The following is a 17,821-nucleotide window of genomic DNA, read 5'->3' on the forward strand; positions in this document are numbered from 1 at the left end:
ATCAGGATAATATCCTTTTTTAATAAAACTAAATACCTATGGATTCGAATGAACACCGCCACTTTTTGGCGGTGTTTTTTTCATGACCGCCAAATCACGCCAAAAAAATTAGCGAAGCCCGCCAAAAAACTGGCGTAAACCCAACATTGAAATGGTGGTATAAGTACTGGTACGCTTAGATTAATCGAGTTAAGTAATTTTTTCCATAGTGAGTAATAGTTTAAGAGAATATATCGTTGAAATAAGCAGTTTAACTATTTATTTATATAGTAGAAAATGTAGTAGATTTTTTAAGGATGTTACTAGCTAGACAGCATACTCACGAAAAAACTTTAATAAAGGTAGGCGTATAATTTGAAAGTAGAACTTGAAAATTTAATCTCTATAGATGAATCTAACCAAGATCAAGTCATTAAAGTTTATAATCGCTACGGTATTTATGTAGGTGCGCCTGAAATCAGAAAAAGAAATTTGAAGGCATCTTTTAATCCTATTTTTACTTTAAATGAAGATGTGACGTATGAGCAGGTGGCAGCATTATATAAATCGTTGGAACATGAGTTGGGCATTGTATCTATTGGGGAACGTTTCTATTTTGACTTTTCAGACAGTGAATATGAACAAACGCCATTATTTACGTTAAACTCTACAGGCAACTCGCCAGAAATGTTTTTAGATGATCGAGGTACTTTATTTTCAATAAGTACATATTGTAAGCATTGTGGGCTTATGGAAAAAGAGCAACTTTCACCATTAGTTATTGATACTTCGCAAATGAAAGATCGTCATTTAGTTCATGTGAGTGGGTATTGGGTGGCCTCTGAAGAATTAGCAGCATTAATGAAACAAGCAAATATTGAAGGCTTTGAACTTCTAGAAGTAATTCATAGTGGATCAGAAGTAGGGAAGCAGCTTGCATATCAAATAATACCTACACAAATGCTACCGGTTAGTAATGCTGAAAGAGTAAAGCTGTATTTTGCAACTGAGCAGCCACCTTGCAAATGTGGGTTAAGTGGTGTAATTCTAGGTCCTGATATTTACAATGCTAACGATATTATGAATGTAAATGGAGATGTATTCTATTCAGCAGAGTGGAGTCATGATGGCAGCTATCTTTACAGAAAAACAATATTCAGTAGAAAGTTCAGAGATTTAATTATTAATAATCATATTTCTCGAGAAGTTAGAGGGGAAAAGGATCGAAACTTCGGACCGAAAGATTGGTTATTCGACCCTGTATTATTGAAATAGTTTGAACTATAGAATAATAAAAGGTGAGGGAGTGTTGATGTTGTTTAGAAAAATACTACCTATTGTTGCTATTTTATTTATCGTAGCATTAGCGCTTTCAAATTACTTTAATAAGCCGAATGAAGAATCCATTATACTAGCTAATATAATTAAGTACATTTTTATGCTATAAAATCAGATATCGTATCTTTTCCTCAAGTTCACCTAATTATGGTATGATGTGAAAAAACATTGCGTGAATGTGCTTTGAGGTGAAATTTTGATAAAAAAATGGTCGTATCCATTAGCGATTGTAACACTTATTGTATTTTTTGCGTTGCGCTTAACATACAAGAGTGACATGATTTTAAACTTCGATAAAAAAGTGGCAGAAATACTATTTGGCAATCGGTATATAGAGATTTTTCATTATATTGGTGAGCCTAAATTTGTAGTCGGGGTCGCTATTATATTAATTTTATATTTAGCATGGAGAGCGAAAAATTATCGAGGCATGTTATTTGTAGTGTTAACATTTGCCGTAGGGAATGTGTTAAATCAAATGTTGAAAAAATGGGTGCAACGTCCGCGCCCTGAAATAGACGATCAATTAACATCATTCAGTTTTCCATCTGGACATGCTATGTCAGGTATACTGTATTTATTTACTGTTGCCTACTTACTATCAGAAAATAACACTAAGGCACGTCAAATACAGCTTTGGATAGGTGCAATTGTGCTTACAATTCTTATTGGCCTATCACGAGTAGCAGGAGCGCGTCATTTTGCCTCCGATGTGCTAGCTGGGTGGAGTATAGGTTACACGTGGTTCATCATTTGCGTTCTTTGGTATGAACGACGTAAACGACTGTTTAAACCCAAAAATTAAGTGCCAGTCACCCAAACAATTCTGAATTTTTTACGCTTTCGATAGCCTAAATTAAGCATTTGTCAGCAGTACCGTATCCAAGGTGCTGCTTTTTTATGATTTTTTTATGTGACATCAATTAAATATTTACCTTACAAAAAAGAATTGCTTATAGGAAACTTTTAAGCTAAGATGAGTACAATAAAAAAAAGAGAAAAGGAAGAAGGAATTGGAAGGACAAATTTTATTTGCTTTAGGGTTAACCCTCTTTGCTGGACTTGCAACAGGAGTAGGGAGTTTAATTGCATTTTTTACCTCAAGAACTAATACTAAATTTTTATCAATAGCTCTTGGTTTTTCGGCGGGGGTTATGATTTATGTGTCACTTGTAGAAATTTTTGTGAAAGCAAAGGATGCATTAACCAATGCCTTAGGTACTACTAATGGTTATTGGATGACGATAGCGGGTTTCTTTGGCGGAATGTTATTTATAGCGTTGATTGATAAGTTTATTCCGAAATCGACTAATCCTCATGAAGTAAAGCTTGTGGAAGATGTTAATGCTATCAAACCACAGGTAGATGAAAGCCACTTAATGAAAATGGGCGTGTTCACTGCACTTGCAATAGGTATTCACAATTTTCCTGAAGGCATAGCAACATTTATGTCTGCAATGAATGACCCGAATGTCGGCATTGCGATTGCAATTGCTGTAGCCATTCATAATATCCCTGAAGGAATTGCTGTCTCCGTTCCTATTTATTTTGCAACAGGAAATCGTAGAAAAGCATTTAAACTTTCCTTCTTATCGGGGTTAGCAGAGCCTGTTGGTGCGCTAGTAGCTTATTTACTCTTAATGCCATTTTTATCGGATGTCATGTTCGGTATTGTATTTGCAGGTGTTGCAGGAATAATGGTATTTATATCATTAGATGAGCTACTACCAGCCGCACAGAGATACGATGAAACACATTTATCAATGTATGGTTTAGTTGCAGGAATGGCAGTGATGGCTATTAGTTTAGTATTATTAGCGTAAGTACTTAACTTGCTATTAAAAAAGGAATCTAGTCTTATCGGCTAGATTCCTTTTATTATGCTTCTATCAATTCTTTAACTGTCTCTAAGCAGTCATAAAAAGTGTTAAAAGGCTTATAAGGGATATGTAAATCTTTACAGCGATCAATTAATTGCTCCCTAGCTAATACTAAATCTGCTTGTTTAGCAGCTTCAAAATCGGAAATAGAGTCACCGATAACAATTTTAAATTGATCGTGCTGTGCCATTTCTCGCATGACGGTTGGCTTGCAACAACCACAACTTTGTGTTGGAAATTTTGCACAATGCTCATCGCAGCTATGAGGGTAGACAACGGTAATTTGCTCTCCAGAAAAGTCAGCACTATTGCAATAAATTCCTGAAAAGGGGCCGAATCTTTCAAGCAATGGTTGAATGAAAAAATCTACACCGCCACTAACAATGTAAAATGGAATGTTGTGGTCCTGCGCATAGCGGACAAATTCGCTAAAGCCATCACGGATAACAGCGGTCTCCATCAAATATTGAATAATATCATCTTTTTGGTTAGTCGATAAAAGATCAAACATAGCAGTAATACCTTCTTTAAAGCTAATTGTTTGAGCCATCATTGCCTTTGCAATTTTCTCAGATTGCTCAGGAACGAAATGCGTCATTAGGGAGACAATATTATCTGTTTCTGTAATAGTGCCATCAAAATCGCAGAAAATAATTGGTTTCAATGTACTTCCTCCTTCAAGAAAAAACGCCTACTTTGAAGTAGACGTTCTACATTTATTTTACTTGTACACCATGCTCATCGGCCTTCGTTAAGATGATTTGATGTTCTGGGAACTTTGCTTGCATTGTAGTAACAAAGTCATCAGCAATAGTAGTTGGAATAATGGAAATGAGTGTCGGACCCGCTCCACTTAAAGCTGTACCGTATGCACCATGTGCTTTTGCAGCTTCACGGATTTCTGCATATTGAGGTATCAATGTTGAACGGAAAGGTTCATGGAACAAATCCGCTTCCATGTAGTGTCCTGCACGTTTAAAATCTCGTGACATTAAAGATGCAGCTAGCATATTAGCGTTTGCAGAGGCATGTACTGCATATGCTCGATCCAATTGTTTTGGTAAAACGGAGCGAGACTCACTCGTTTTTAGCTCAACATCTGGTACGTACACAACAAAAGAAGCATTAATATCATTTACATGGAATGTATCTACTATTCCGTTTTCATCCATTGAGGAAATCGTCAAGCCACCAAGTACCGAGGCAGTCGCATTATCAGGATGCCCTTCAATTTGAGAAGATAAATTTAGTTTATCCTGTATAGTTAACTTTAAATCGCATAATTGGTTAGCTAGCTCAATACCCGCTACAATGACAGCAGCGCTACTTCCTAAACCACGGGCTAATGGTAGTTCACTTGCCATTTCAACACGGCAAGCAGGTAATGGTTTATTATACTGATCAGCAATTTTTTTGGCAATAATATATAGTAAATGTTGTTCTAGCTCGAATTCACTAGGACCGTTGTCATCGAGATGTATGATCTCCCAATTATCCTGTAGGGAAACATCTAATTTCAAATAAAGAGACAAGCCGAGTCCGATAGAATCAAAGCCAGGGCCTAAATTGGCTGTGCTCCCAGGAACGGTGATTTGCCACTTTTTACTCATAGTACACCCTCGATATATTTACGAATTTCTTCTTCATCATTTTTAAGAGATACGACGTCTACTGTTGAAACGTTCATTGCAGTATCCGGATCTTTTAAGCCGTTCCCAGTAAATACTGTCACGACTTTTGAGCCTTTAGCAATTTTACCGTTTTCAACAGATTTAATAACACCTGCTAATGATGCAGCTGAACCGGGCTCAACAAAAATCCCTTCAGTTCCTGCGATTAGCTTGTAAGCTGCTATAATTTCTTCGTCTGTTACAGAATCAATAATACCGCCAGACTCATCACGAGCTGCTTCAGCAAATTGCCAGCTGGCAGGGTTTCCGATTCGGATAGCTGTTGCAACTGTTTCTGGGTTAGGGATTGCTTCACCTTTTACAATTGCTGCAGCGCCTTCTGCTTCAAAGCCGTACATTTTTGGTAAACCTGAAGCTTTCACATCGTTATATTCTTTAAAGCCTTTCCAGTAAGCAGTGATGTTACCTGCGTTCCCAACTGGAATGCATAAATAATCTGGAGCAGAACCTAAAGCGTCCACAATTTCAAATGAAGCTGTTTTTTGCCCTTCAATACGGTATGGGTTAACTGAATTGACAAGTGCTACTGGAGTCGTTTCACTTACTTGGCGCACAATATTTAAAGCATCATCAAAATTGCCATCGATTTCAATAATTTTTGCACCGTACATTGTCGCTTGTGCTAGTTTACCAAGGGCTACTTTCCCTTTAGGAATAACTACAATCGACTGAATACCTGCGCGAGTTGCGTAAGCTGCAGCTGCTGCGGAAGTATTTCCTGTTGAGGCACAAATTACACATTTACTACCGTCCTCAATAGCCTTTGCTACTGCAAATACCATACCACGGTCTTTGAAAGAGCCGGTCGGATTTGCGCCTTCTATTTTACCATAAAGCTCGATACCAAGCTGTTTTGATAGATTAACTAAATGTATAAGAGGCGTATTGCCTTCGTTTAATGTTAGCGCAGGTGTATTTTCTGTTACGGGTAAAAATTGTTTATATTCTTCAATAAGGCCTTTCCACATAACGTAACGATCTCCTTTTGTTCTCATAGAAAGAACAGTTGTTTTTGTATAAGAGACATTTTAACGCAAATGACTATATATTTTCAATAGCAATTATTAAATTGTCTAAACAATTCGGTCATTTGAATTTTACTTGTCACTTTCTCGAAACAACTGTATAGTAAACTCGTAATGTAAAGTCATGTGTAAAGACAGGTGGTTATTATGACAACAATAAAGACAGAACAATCCATTTCACGTAACAAGCTCTTAGGAGTTGCAGGTGTTGGCTGGCTCTTTGATGCGATGGACGTCGGTATTTTATCTTTTGTTATTACAGCGCTAGCGGTAGATTGGGATTTAACAAAAAGTCAAATGGGCTGGATTGGTAGCATCAATTCTATTGGTATGGCAGTAGGGGCACTTGCATTTGGTATTTTTGCCGATAAAGTTGGACGTAAGCAAGTTTTTATGTGGACATTAATTCTATTTTCCGTAGCAAGCGGCATTTCCGCATTTACGACAACATTAGTAGCATTTATGGCATTACGTTTTTTAGTAGGGATGGGGCTCGGTGGAGAACTACCAGTAGCATCTACACTTGTTTCTGAGAGTGTAGAGGCGAAGGAACGTGGAAGAGTAGTCGTATTACTGGAAAGCTTTTGGGCAGCAGGTTGGCTAATTGCAGCACTTATATCTTATTTTGTCATACCTACATGGGGATGGCGTGTAGCTTTATTATTAACAGCAATTCCTGCTGTGTACGCTATTTACCTTCGTTGGCATTTACCAGATTCACCGCAATTCACTGCAAAGGCTGAATCTAAAAAACGCAGTGTCTTTCTCAATATACGGGAAGTATGGTCGAAAAAATATGCACGTTCAACATTAATGTTATGGGTGCTTTGGTTCACTGTTGTATTCTCGTATTACGGAATGTTCTTATGGTTGCCGAGCGTAATGGTAGGAAAAGGTTTTGATATGATTACTAGCTTTAAGTATGTACTGATTATGACGTTAGCACAGCTGCCAGGATACTTCACAGCTGCATGGTTTATCGAAAAGTTCGGACGGAAATTTGTACTTATTTCCTATTTAATTGGAACGGCTGTAAGTGCTTTCATTTTTGGTAATGCAGAAACGATGGCAGTGCTATTAATATCGGGTATGTTTTTATCTTTCTTTAACTTAGGAGCATGGGGTGCACTATACGCTTACACACCTGAACAGTATCCAGCAGTTATTCGCGGTACAGGTGCAGGCATGGCAGCGGCAGTTGGAAGAATTGGCGGTATTTTTGGGCCTTTATTAGTAGGATCCCTGTTAACAGCAGGCTATGATATTGGCTATATTTTTGCGATTTTCTGTGGTGCAATTATTATCGGGGTCATTGGTGTTATATTTTTAGGGACAGAAACAAAACAAATTGAATTAGAATAAAAAAGAAAGTCTTGGATTCTAACTGAATCCGAGACTTTTTAATATGCTCACCATTTAATAAATAAAATAAGAGTTTATTTTTATACACATTTTTCTGAAATATGTTAAAATTTCGAATTGAATATTGTATACAGTTAGATTACCAAGTTAATAAAAATATTTTTAATGTTGTCAATACATAAATTATATGTCAATTTATTACGAACTAACACATTAGTGTATTAATGTGTTAAAGATTTTTCTGAAAAGTCATTGTATTCAAATTGTAATCGTGATACTGTATTTTTAATCGAATTTAGAATCAGTAGGGAATAATCTCCATTCGTGATAATTTCTTTGAAAGAAAGGTTGTTAGGAATGAGTATAAAAGAAGATATAAAGAAAAGGTATGTAAGGCTGTCTAAAGGACAACGTAAAGTCGCGCAATTTGTTATGAGTAATCCAGCTGTTGTGATTGCCAATGGGGCGGCTGAAGTGGGTAGACAAGCGAATGTAAGTGAATCAACCGTTATTCGTTTTTGTTATGCAATGGATTTGTCAGGTTATGTCGAGCTACAGGAGGAATTAAGAAGTTATTTAAACTCTCAAAATGAGGGAACGCCTCTCCCATCTACATATGTGACGAGCAAGCAGAAGACTTCTAGCTTTGGTAAGGTAATGCAACGCGACATGCAAAACATTCAAGATACAATACATCTCATTAACGATACTATGCTTCAAAAAAGCTCCAAATGGATGCATGAAGCAGATACTATTTATATTTTAGGTGCACGTCAAGATGCTTCCGTTGCAAATTGGTTATCGTATACGTTAAAAACTTTACGAACAAATATAAAGCAGCTGCGAACAGATTCTGATGATCTTGTTCAACAAATAAACAGTATGAGCGAACGTACAACGTTAATCGTCTTTTCATGTGATAAACAATCCAATGATGTAAAAACAATTGTTGAAATTGCTAAAATGAAAAAGGTGAAAATCATTGCTATTACAGGTTCGGCTTTGTCTCCAATAAGGGATTATGCAAATGCATTGTTTGCATTAGGTTTGAAAAATCAATCTTCTTTGGACATTGTGCCAGTACTGTTTTCCTTTATGCATGCATTGATTGAAGAAATGATTAGCCAAGATAAAGAGCGATATGAGCAATATCAACAATCGTATGAACAAGTAGAAAATAATTTATTGTTTTTAGACATTGCAAGAGAGAAACAAGTATTTTAATAAAATACAGCGTATAGATTGGAGTACAACTGCTAATCTATACGTTTTTTACGATAGGTGATGTCAAATTAGAAGTAAAAAAAAGATGTCCAAATAAGGCATTAGACATCCTTGGGAAATAATTTATAAAATTTTGCTGAAGCTATATTCAGCCTTAAACGTATCTTTTAGTTTAATAGCATTGGAGCGTGTTCCTTCTTGCTGAAACCCATGTTTTGTAAATAACTGTACCGCAGCATCATTATGCTCCATAACGGATAATTCTAAGCGGGAAATATCTCTTTTGCTAGCCCAGTCTTCCACTGCATTCATAAGTGCTGAACCGATACCTTTTCGTTGGTGTTCTTTTTTTACGGCCATATGAATTGATGCAACGTGTTTAGCTTTAGAATGCTTATAACCATGGATAACGGCATAGCCCGCAAATGTGCCATTTAAAATGCAAAGTAAAATCGTGCGGTTTTTTAATTGCTTCCAATAAGTTAGGTCTTTTCTTAGCTGCTGTACGGTTAGCTCTAACTCATTTTCTACATTATACAAAAAGTCAGTTTGTTGAAGGATTTCTTCTTGTAAAAGAATAAATGCTCTAGCATCTGTTGCTTCAATCGCTCGGATTATGTACGCAGAAGTATTTTCGTTATTTTCAGAAATATTGTCCGAAGGTATTTTCTCTTGTGTGCGAGAGAAAGTGACACTCGTGCCCAATTTGACATCAATGACATAATAACCTGCATTTGTCCAAGATAAAAAGTGCGTAAGAGGGGGTTTTGTTTTTTTCCACCAGCTCTTATTCAAATATGCAGCATTGGGTAAAGCTTGTCCCATAATGTTTTCTAATGCGATAAAGGATAATGTAATCTCATTTTGCGAAGCTACGTCAAAATAGCTTGCTAAAGGAATATACTTTTTTTCCATCTTCTTTGTCATCATAATCCCCATTCCTGTAATTCCTAAAAAATTTTGACTACATGATAATAGCATAAAATTATCGTTTCTTGTATAAAAATCACAACTATATATCTATCTAAAATAAGGAAATTTATGCTTAACATAGAAAAAGTAAAATAGTGCATGGTAAAAAATAGATAAACTATAAAATGAAGGGGAATGCTTTTATTATAGTATAGCGCAGCGTGAATGAACAAGAAGATAGTTAATGAAAATGCAGGATGATGAAAGTTTTACTTTATATCATGTTCTATTATAAATTATGTTAAAATAAATGAAAATGTAGAAGCCATTTAGGAGGAAAAGTATTAATGAGTAAAGTTTTAGTTTTCGGACATAAAAATCCAGATACAGATACGATTACATCTGCAATTGTATATGCATATTTAAAACAACAAATTGGAGTAGATACTGAAGCAGTACGTCTCGGTGAAGTAAATAACGAAACAAAATATGCCCTAGAGAAATTTGGCTTTGAGGCACCTCGTTTAATTACTTCCGTAGTAGGGGAAGCGGAAAAAGTTATTCTTGTAGACCATAATGAATTCCAACAATCGGCTGATGGAATTGAAGAAGTACAAATTACAGAGGTAATTGACCACCACCGTATTGCAAACTTCCAAACAGCAGACCCATTGTATTATCGTGCAGAGCCAGTTGGTTGTACGGCAACTATTTTAAATAAAATTTTTAAAGAAAATGATGTTGAAGTACCATCAAATATTGCTGGTTTAATGTTATCTGCTATTATTTCTGATACATTATTATTCAAATCACCAACTTGTACAGAACAGGATGTTAAAGCTGCACAAGAGCTAGCAACAATCGCAGGAGTTGACGCTGCTGATTATGGGCTAGCAATGTTGAAAGCAGGCGCTGATCTTTCAGATAAATCATTAGAAGACCTTTTATCATTAGATGCTAAAGAGTTCCAGTTCGGTGAATATAAATCAGTAGTTGCTCAAGTAAATGCTGTCGATATTAATGACGTTCTTGGTCGACAAGACGAATTAGAAATTCTTTTAAACAAAAATGTTGCTGAAAATGGCTTAGACTTATTCTTCTTTGTCGTAACAGATATATTAAACAATGATTCAACAGCTGTTGCAATTGGACAAGTTGCAGAAGCTGCAGCAAAAGCATTTGGTGCTGAGCTTACAAACAGCCGTGTTGTATTACCAGGTGTTGTTTCTCGTAAAAAACAAATCGTACCTGTGTTAACGGAAGCTTTAAAATAATTTAAGGTATAGCCCAACAAAGAATGAGTCTGGGGTAAAACTTTAAATTTAAAAAGAGATGGCACTATGTATGTAAAAGTTAAAATAGAATACTAGTTGATGGAAGCAGAGGTAGCAACTCCTGCGGGAACGCACAAAACGTTAGGCTTAACAGGCGGCGCGATAGCGACGGTTGCGGCTTACGATGTGCCCGCGGAAAGCGACCGCCGTAGCGGACATCAACAGCATGCAAAAAAGTGTTAGATTGACTGTAGTTAATCTAACACTTTTTCTGTTGTCCCAGCCTTCTGCAGTCTGATGCTGGAGGTAATGCTTTTAGTACGTTGTTTTTGTTTATTTGCGATTTGGTGCTGTACTTTTTAGTCAAGCTTTAAAGGCTGTACTGCTGGCCCCTCTAGCACTTCACCTTGGGAATTAAAACGGGAGCCGTGGCATGGGCAATCCCACGTTTCGTCTGCTTCATTCCATTTAGTTTTACAGCCTAAGTGTGTACAAGTTGGCGCGTTGCCATTTTTAATATGGCCTGAGACAAATTCCTTTGCCACGAAGCCTCCGACCTTTAGCATTTGCATAAATTGTGCACCAAATTTCGTGCGTGCTGGTGAATAGAGTGCACTGGCATCGTTGGCATTTGTAGTCTCGGTAATAAGTGATGACAGTAAATCTCCAGCTACAAACGAATTAGAAATCCCCCATTTACGATACCCTGTTGCGATAAAGACATTAGGTAAGGATTTTGTTATTCTACCGACATAAGGTACCATGTCTGGTGTTTCAATATCCTGTGCCGACCATCTATAAAGTGGCTCCTGCCCAAAATGCGTTTTCATTTCATTTTGAATGGCGTCATAATAGGGCTCGGTTTTTGCCGTTTCACCTGCTATATGATTAGCCCCACCGAGAAGCAAATAATGTTCATCATTTATTGTCGTCGTACGAATAGAACGGGAAGGGAAATCGACTGATAAATATTGTCCTTGGAACGTCTCCGTTATTTTACTGGCGACCATATAAGAGCGATTATTCGAAAGCTTTAAAAGTTGTAGTCCTTTGAAGGCTTCAATTGGATAATGTGTGCACAAAATGAGCTTGTTATATTGAACCGATATATTTTTTTCGGTATGTAAGTTATTTTGCGCAATTTGCAGTTGCTGAACACGGGTATTCGCATATAGTTTTGCACCCATTGATAACGCCTCTTTAATAAGAAAATTGCTAACCATTACAGGATTTATTTGCGCCTGTTGTGATATGCTGAGCGCTTTTGTAACAGGGAATGGAAGCTCTGTATCCGAGGTGATCTTAGACTTTATATTTAATACTTTATAGGCGTTCCACTCTTTTAATAATTGCGAGTACCCATCTTTTGTTTGACAATAAAGTAATGAATCCACTTGCTGAATGGACTCTTTAGGTAGTAACTGTAATGCTTGCTCTATAGCAAGCTGATTTAATTGATAGTAAAGCCGAGCATCATCTACAGAAAGTTTTTCGATAAGATTCGCATAAACTAAGCCATGCTGTGCAGTTAATTTTCCTGTTGAATGACCAGTCGTACCATGACTAAGCTTAGCATTTGCCTCAAGCAGTACAACATCAACACCTGCTTTTGCTAAAACATAGGCAGTATATAGTCCAGTCAAACCCCCTCCGATAATACAAACATCACATTTAGTTGAAGCCGTCAATGATGGCAATGAATCAGAGTCGGTCGTTGCTAGCCAAAGAGATTGTGTCATAGTTAACCCTCACAGTGTTTTTATGCTTAGTATGGAGATTGGTTTGAAAATTTATGCAATGAAGCATAAAAATTGCTTCAAGCGAACTGGTGTCGTTACAATGTAGCAAAAGGAGCGTGTTCAATTATGAAAATTGAAATTTGGTCAGATTATGTTTGTCCATTTTGCTATATTGGCAAAAAGCAATTAGAAAAGGCTATTCAGGATACAGGCTTTGAGGGACAGGTGGAACTTGTTTATAAAAGCTATCAGCTTGATCCAACAACACCAGAAGATACGAATGAGTCAGTCTATGAATCTTTGGCAAAAAAATATAGTATGACAATAGAAAAAGCGAAAGAAATGACGCAAGGTGTAACTGCGCGTGCAAAAGAAGTCGGTTTAAACTATAACTTCGATAAAATGAAGACAGAAAATACATTAAAAGCACATCGACTTGTGAAATGGGCTGAACAACAAGGGGACGCTACAGCACTTGTTGAGGCACTGTTACACAGTCATTTTATAGAAGCAAAGCGCATTAGTCATGATGATGTGTTAGTAAACATAGCAGAACAAGTAGGCCTAAATCGTGATGATGTTATAAAGGTTCTAGCTAGCAATGATTTTAAAGCTGATGTAGAAGAAGATATACAAGAAGGGCTTCAACTTGGTGTGAAAGGGGTTCCGTTTTTTGTGCTAAATCGTAAATACGGTATTTCTGGAGCACAACCACAAGAGGTGTTTGAAAATACATTACGCAAAGTAGCAGAAGAAGAAGGTTTGCAACCTGCTTTAAAAATGGAAGGCTCTAGTGATGCAGGCGTATGTACAGATGAGAGCTGTGAATTTTAATTTAATTTAATACAGTGGCACTTAAGCCCCAGCTACTGTCTCAGATTTTTAGAGGAGCTTTTCAAGTAGGCTCGAAAAAAAATCTGGATGTCATTACGGTTTGGGGCTCATACTAAAATTATTCAGTCAAAAGTCTTAGGTTAGGAACATTGACTTTTTATCCTGATTTTCTTATTATAAGTATATATCTTGAATTCGAGATATTAAACTAAGAAATTTAAGGGAGATTTATATAATGAACGTATTAGTAGTAAAAGCTAACAACCGTCCAGACGGAATTTCAACAAAAATGTATGACACTTTCATGGAAAGCGTACAAGATGTAAACGTAACAACATTCGATGTGTATGCTGAAGATATGCCTTACTTCGGTCAAGATCTTTTCAACGCATTTGGTAAAGTGCAAAACGGTGGAGAATTATCTGATATCGAATCACGTCTTTTAGCTGCAAAACAAAAAGCTATGGATGCATTAACTGCAGCAGATGTTGTTGTATTTGCTTTCCCATTATGGAACTTAACAATCCCAGCTACGTTACAAACTTTCATTGACTATGTATACCAAGCTGGTTTTACTTTCAAATATGATGAAAACGGTCAATTAGTTAGCTTAATGACTGATAAAAAAGCTATCATCCTAAATGCTCGTGGTGGTTATTATTCAGCACCAGAAGCACAACCTATGGAAATGTCAGTAAACTACATTAAAAACGTAGTTGGTGGCGTATTCGGTATGGAAATTATTAATGAAGTTATCATTGAAGGTCATAATGCTACACCAGATAAAGCAGAAGAAATTATTGCAAACGGCCTAGAAGCTGTTAAAGAAGTAGCAAAATCTTTACAAGCTGTAAAAGCATAAGTAACTTTTTTTTACTAAAAGTCCTCTCATTATTGAGAGGATTTTTTTATTGTTTTTATAGAGGTATGGTAGAAGTATAAAGGTCTGACATATTGGTGTTGTGCATTTATTAAACATTTACATAAAATAACATACTATAAATAAAGAAAATTAAGAAATGATAATAATATATGATTTACTTAAAAAGTGTTCTGCTATTGGTTAAAAAGTACATACAATTAGGACTAAGTGTTCAGTTAAATTGATGATTAGTATAATATAATAGAAAACGAAGGAAAATATTATATTTATAGGGGGGTAATTGCTTGAATAAGAAAATAATAACTAAAATGTTAGCCATGTTACTTGTTCTATTTGCTGTATTACCATTTGGCTTTTCAGCGAATGCTGCATCTAATGATGTAACACGTGGAGATTACGTGAAGGAACTAGTAGAAAGCTTGAATGTTGAGCTTGGTGACGGGTCTTCACTTGGTTTTACAGATGTCCCTAAGGATTTAGCACCTTATGTGGAAAAAGCGGTAGAACTAAAGTTAATTAAAGGGAAAACAGCAACTTTATTTGGTCCAAATGATAAATTAACTCGTCAACAGGCATTTGTTATTTCGGCCCGTGGATTAGTAACAAACAATGCTTCACTTAGTGAATTAGACAAATTCAAAGATGCTGATCAAGTTGCTGAGACACATAAGCAAGATTTAGCAAATGCTGTAGCAGCGAATATTTTACAAGGATATGAAGATAATACAATTCGTCCGCGTGACTATGTGACAGCCGATCAAATGCAAAGTATTGTTGAGCGTTTTGTAGCTGAATACAAAGTACCTACATCTGCGACTACAGTGGATCTTCAAATTTTAGGTACTACTGATATTCATACTAACTTAGCAAACTATAACTACTATTTAGATGCAAAATCTGCTGATGTTGGACTAGCAAACACAGCTTCACTTATTGAGCAAGCGCGTACAGAAAACCCTAATACATTATTATTTGATAATGGAGATTTAATTCAAGGAACACCACTAGGTTCTTATAAAGCGTTAGAAAATGTGTTAAAACCAGGTGAAACTCATCCTGCTATTGCTGCTCTAAATGCACTAAAATATGATGGCGGCACTTTAGGAAATCATGAATTCAACTATGGTTTAGAATTTTTAACAGAAGTACTGAATGATGCGCAATATCCAGTGGTGAATGCGAACACTTACGATGCAAAAACAAAAGAACATATGTATACACCATTTGTTATTATCGATAAAGAGGTTGTGGACAATACAGGTAAAAAACATACACTAAAAGTGGGTGTAACAGGTATTGTACCAACTAAAATTGTTGAATGGGATGCTATTCATTTAGAAGGTAAAGTAGAAATGCAGGAGCCTGTAGAGGCAATTAAAGAAGTTGTACCTGAAATTCAAAAAGCAGGTGCAGATGTAATCGTCGTGCTTTCTCATTCAGGTATCGGTGAAGATACGAATGTAAAAGGCGCTGAAAATGTAGGATACCAAATTTCTGAAATAGAAGGTATTGATGCTTTAATTACAGGTCACTCGCATTTAACATTCCCAGGTGACTATAAAGACCTTAAAAATGTTGATCAAGAAAAAGGGACTATTAATGGAGTTCCAACAGTTATGGCAGGTAGCTATGGTAGCCACCTTGGTGTAATTGATTTGAAATTAGAACAACAAGGTTCTGAATGGGTTGTTGTAAATGGACAAGGTTCAATCCGTTCTATTAAACAAGAAGGATTACAACCATCGCAAACTGTGTTAAACGCTATTAAAGAAGCACATGAAGGTACATTAACGTATATTCGCCAAGCTGTTGGTGAAACGACTGCACCTATTCACAGCTACTTCTCAATGGTTCAAGATGATCCATCTATTCAAATCGTAACACAAGCTCAAAAATGGTTTATTGAAAAAGAACTAAAAGGGACTGCTGATGAAAACACACCAATCCTTTCTGCTGGTGCTCCTTTCAAAGCGGGCTCTCGTAACAACCCTGCGGACTTCACAAACATTCCTGTAGGTCCACTTGCTATTAAAAACATGGCAGACATTTATCATTACGATAATACTGTTGCAACGATAAAAGTTAAAGGTGCACAAGCTATCGAATGGTTAGAGATGGCTGCTGGTATTTTCGCAACAATCGATCCGACGAAAACCGAGGAACAAAATATTATTGATGCTGAAGCACGCTCTTACAACTTTGATGTTTTAGATGGCTTAACATATCAAATTGATGTAACATCTCCAGCAAAATATGATCGTCGTGGTATTCTTGTCGATGAAAAAGCGAACCGTATTAAAAATGTACAATACAATGGTAAGCCAATTGATCTAGAGCAAGAATTCATTATTATTACAAACAATTACCGTGTTGGTGGTTCTTATGGAGCAACCTTTAAAAATGCGGAAGGCACAAATGTAACAAACTATGCTTATGAAAATCGTCAAGCAGTAGTTGACTACATTATGGCAAACAAAACAATTAATCCTGCTGCGGATAACAACTGGTCATTTGTACCGTTCCCAGCTAATACAAAGATTATTTATCATTCTGCTAAGGATGCACAAAAAGTCATTCCAGCAGGTAGCAACATCGAGTATCTTGGTGATACAGAAGGCGGCTTCGGTAAATATTTAATTAAATAATGCAGTTTATAAAAAGGAGAGTACGATTAGTCATCGTAGCTCTCCTTTTTATGATGTATAAAAGCTTTTAACACGAGCAATTATTGTAGAAATTAAAAACCGTTGTACTTTATATAAACTGGCGAACGTAAAAAATCATTGCATCATCATTGAAATCTACAACTACTAACTGATCGTTTTCGAAAGTATACGGAATTTGTTTTTCCTTTAAATTATTCAACAGCTTTTGTAGTTCTTCATGTGAAGAAAGGGCGAATGTGTAGCTGAGTAAACCCGTAGTTTGTTTTGGTGGAACGGGAGCACCTACGCCTTGCCATATATTTACCGCGATATGATGATGATAACCACCAGCAGAAATGAAGAGTGCGCTATCGTGGAAATTAGTCATAATATCAAAACCAAGTGCATCTATATAGAAGTAAGTTGTTGCTTCATTTATAACGCTCACATTTAAATGGATGTGACCTAATACTGTTCCTTTAGGGAAACCTACCCATGGACGCTGACGGTCATATAATGCCATTACGCCTTCTATATCCACTGCCTCTGTGCCAGTTATGAGCCCACCATGACCATCGCTAATCCATTCAGTACGAGGGCGATCATGATAGATTTCTATTCCGTTACCTTCAGGATCGTTTAAGTAAAAGGCTTCCGAATAAATATGATCACCAGCCCCTGTTATAGCTACACCTGTGTTTAACAAATTGCCAATCACATATGCTAAATCCTCTCGAGAAGGAACTAAAATAGCGAAGTGGAATAAACCAGTCGTACGAGGTGGACGAATCGCTACACTTTCTTCTGTTGATAATACTAAAATGGGTTTCGTATTGCCTGGGATTGAAAATGTCACTTGTGTTGTCGTTTGGTTGAGGACTTGAAGTCCAAGTTTTTTATAGAAATTAGTCATTGTTTCTAGTGACTGTACAAGTAAATGTAAATGCTCAAGCTCTAAATTTGCATCAATTTTAAATGTCATAGCGAATAAATCCTCCAAATATATAAGTTACTTTTTGTAATTAAATATAGAAT

The 17,821-nt window shown here is 36.5% G+C and carries 16 protein-coding genes; 10 read left to right on the top strand and 6 right to left on the bottom strand.

Features of this window, described 5'->3' with window-relative positions; translation table 11 throughout:
- The first annotated feature begins 354 nt into the window (after positions 1-354).
- The 4 genes from NSQ74_RS05540 to zupT all read left to right on the top strand — a co-directional run bounded on the left by NSQ74_RS05540 (position 355) and on the right by zupT (position 3,140).
- Positions 355-1,254: a hypothetical protein gene (locus NSQ74_RS05540; RefSeq protein WP_340821995.1), complete on the top strand. Its 900-nt coding sequence runs from the start codon at positions 355-357 to the stop codon at positions 1,252-1,254.
- A gap of 37 nt (positions 1,255-1,291) precedes the next feature.
- Positions 1,292-1,426: a hypothetical protein gene (locus tag NSQ74_RS05545; RefSeq protein ID WP_340821996.1), complete on the top strand. Its 135-nt coding sequence runs from the start codon at positions 1,292-1,294 to the stop codon at positions 1,424-1,426.
- Positions 1,427-1,516: 90 nt separating this feature from the next.
- A complete protein-coding gene (locus NSQ74_RS05550) occupies positions 1,517-2,122 on the top strand; it encodes a phosphatase PAP2 family protein (protein WP_340826410.1) in 606 nt (201 codons plus the stop codon).
- 208 nt (positions 2,123-2,330) lie between these two features.
- The gene (gene zupT, locus NSQ74_RS05555) at positions 2,331-3,140 is read left to right on the top strand and encodes a zinc transporter ZupT (RefSeq protein ID WP_340821997.1); all 810 of its coding nucleotides are present in this window, start codon (positions 2,331-2,333) and stop codon (positions 3,138-3,140) included.
- A gap of 55 nt (positions 3,141-3,195) precedes the next feature.
- On the opposite strand, the gene NSQ74_RS05560 is transcribed toward zupT, so the two are convergent.
- The 3 genes from NSQ74_RS05560 to thrC are packed head-to-tail and all read right to left on the bottom strand — an operon-like array spanning position 3,196 to position 5,856.
- On the bottom strand, positions 3,196-3,861 hold the full coding sequence (locus tag NSQ74_RS05560) for a 2-hydroxy-3-keto-5-methylthiopentenyl-1-phosphate phosphatase (RefSeq protein WP_340821998.1): 666 nt from the start codon (positions 3,859-3,861) through the stop codon (positions 3,196-3,198).
- 52 nt (positions 3,862-3,913) lie between these two features.
- A complete protein-coding gene (gene thrB / locus NSQ74_RS05565; protein WP_340821999.1) occupies positions 3,914-4,807 on the bottom strand; it encodes a homoserine kinase in 894 nt (297 codons plus the stop codon).
- The gene (gene thrC, locus NSQ74_RS05570) at positions 4,804-5,856 is read right to left on the bottom strand and encodes a threonine synthase (RefSeq protein WP_340822000.1); all 1,053 of its coding nucleotides are present in this window, start codon (positions 5,854-5,856) and stop codon (positions 4,804-4,806) included. Before thrC ends, thrB begins: the two co-directional genes overlap by 4 nt.
- A gap of 204 nt (positions 5,857-6,060) precedes the next feature.
- On the opposite strand from thrC, the gene NSQ74_RS05575 reads away from it, so the two are divergent.
- A complete protein-coding gene (locus NSQ74_RS05575; protein WP_340822001.1) occupies positions 6,061-7,275 on the top strand; it encodes an MFS transporter in 1,215 nt (404 codons plus the stop codon).
- A gap of 357 nt (positions 7,276-7,632) precedes the next feature.
- Positions 7,633-8,499 (top strand): MurR/RpiR family transcriptional regulator, encoded by an 867-nt coding sequence (locus tag NSQ74_RS05580; protein WP_340822002.1) that lies wholly within the window; start codon positions 7,633-7,635, stop codon positions 8,497-8,499.
- Positions 8,500-8,622: 123 nt separating this feature from the next.
- On the opposite strand, the gene NSQ74_RS05585 is transcribed toward NSQ74_RS05580, so the two are convergent.
- Entirely contained in the window at positions 8,623-9,429 is an 807-nt protein-coding gene (locus tag NSQ74_RS05585; protein WP_340822004.1) for a GNAT family N-acetyltransferase, read from the bottom strand.
- 329 nt (positions 9,430-9,758) lie between these two features.
- On the opposite strand from NSQ74_RS05585, the gene NSQ74_RS05590 reads away from it, so the two are divergent.
- On the top strand, positions 9,759-10,685 hold the full coding sequence (locus NSQ74_RS05590) for a manganese-dependent inorganic pyrophosphatase (RefSeq protein ID WP_340822006.1): 927 nt from the start codon (positions 9,759-9,761) through the stop codon (positions 10,683-10,685).
- Positions 10,686-11,044: 359 nt separating this feature from the next.
- On the opposite strand, the gene NSQ74_RS05595 is transcribed toward NSQ74_RS05590, so the two are convergent.
- A complete protein-coding gene (locus NSQ74_RS05595; RefSeq protein WP_340822008.1) occupies positions 11,045-12,424 on the bottom strand; it encodes an FAD-dependent oxidoreductase in 1,380 nt (459 codons plus the stop codon).
- 126 nt (positions 12,425-12,550) lie between these two features.
- Here NSQ74_RS05595 and NSQ74_RS05600 point away from each other — a divergent pair, with 126 nt between their 5' ends.
- The 3 genes from NSQ74_RS05600 to NSQ74_RS05610 all read left to right on the top strand — a co-directional run bounded on the left by NSQ74_RS05600 (position 12,551) and on the right by NSQ74_RS05610 (position 16,786).
- Positions 12,551-13,258 (top strand): DsbA family oxidoreductase, encoded by a 708-nt coding sequence (locus tag NSQ74_RS05600; protein ID WP_340822009.1) that lies wholly within the window; start codon positions 12,551-12,553, stop codon positions 13,256-13,258.
- Between the two features lie 235 nt (positions 13,259-13,493).
- The gene (locus tag NSQ74_RS05605; RefSeq protein WP_340822011.1) at positions 13,494-14,120 is read left to right on the top strand and encodes an FMN-dependent NADH-azoreductase; all 627 of its coding nucleotides are present in this window, start codon (positions 13,494-13,496) and stop codon (positions 14,118-14,120) included.
- A 305-nt stretch (positions 14,121-14,425) separates the two neighbouring features.
- On the top strand, positions 14,426-16,786 hold the full coding sequence (locus tag NSQ74_RS05610) for a bifunctional 2',3'-cyclic-nucleotide 2'-phosphodiesterase/3'-nucleotidase (RefSeq protein ID WP_340822013.1): 2,361 nt from the start codon (positions 14,426-14,428) through the stop codon (positions 16,784-16,786).
- Positions 16,787-16,895: 109 nt separating this feature from the next.
- Here NSQ74_RS05610 and NSQ74_RS05615 read toward each other — a convergent pair whose 3' ends face one another.
- Positions 16,896-17,768 carry a VOC family protein gene (locus NSQ74_RS05615; protein ID WP_340822015.1) on the bottom strand — a complete coding sequence of 291 codons (873 nt, stop codon included), beginning with the start codon at positions 17,766-17,768 and terminating at the stop codon, positions 16,896-16,898.
- Between the last annotated feature and the right edge of the window lie 53 nt (positions 17,769-17,821).

It is taken from the genome of Lysinibacillus sp. FSL W8-0992 (genome assembly GCF_038008685.1).
Taxonomy (GTDB): Bacteria; Bacillota; Bacilli; order Bacillales_A; family Planococcaceae; genus Lysinibacillus.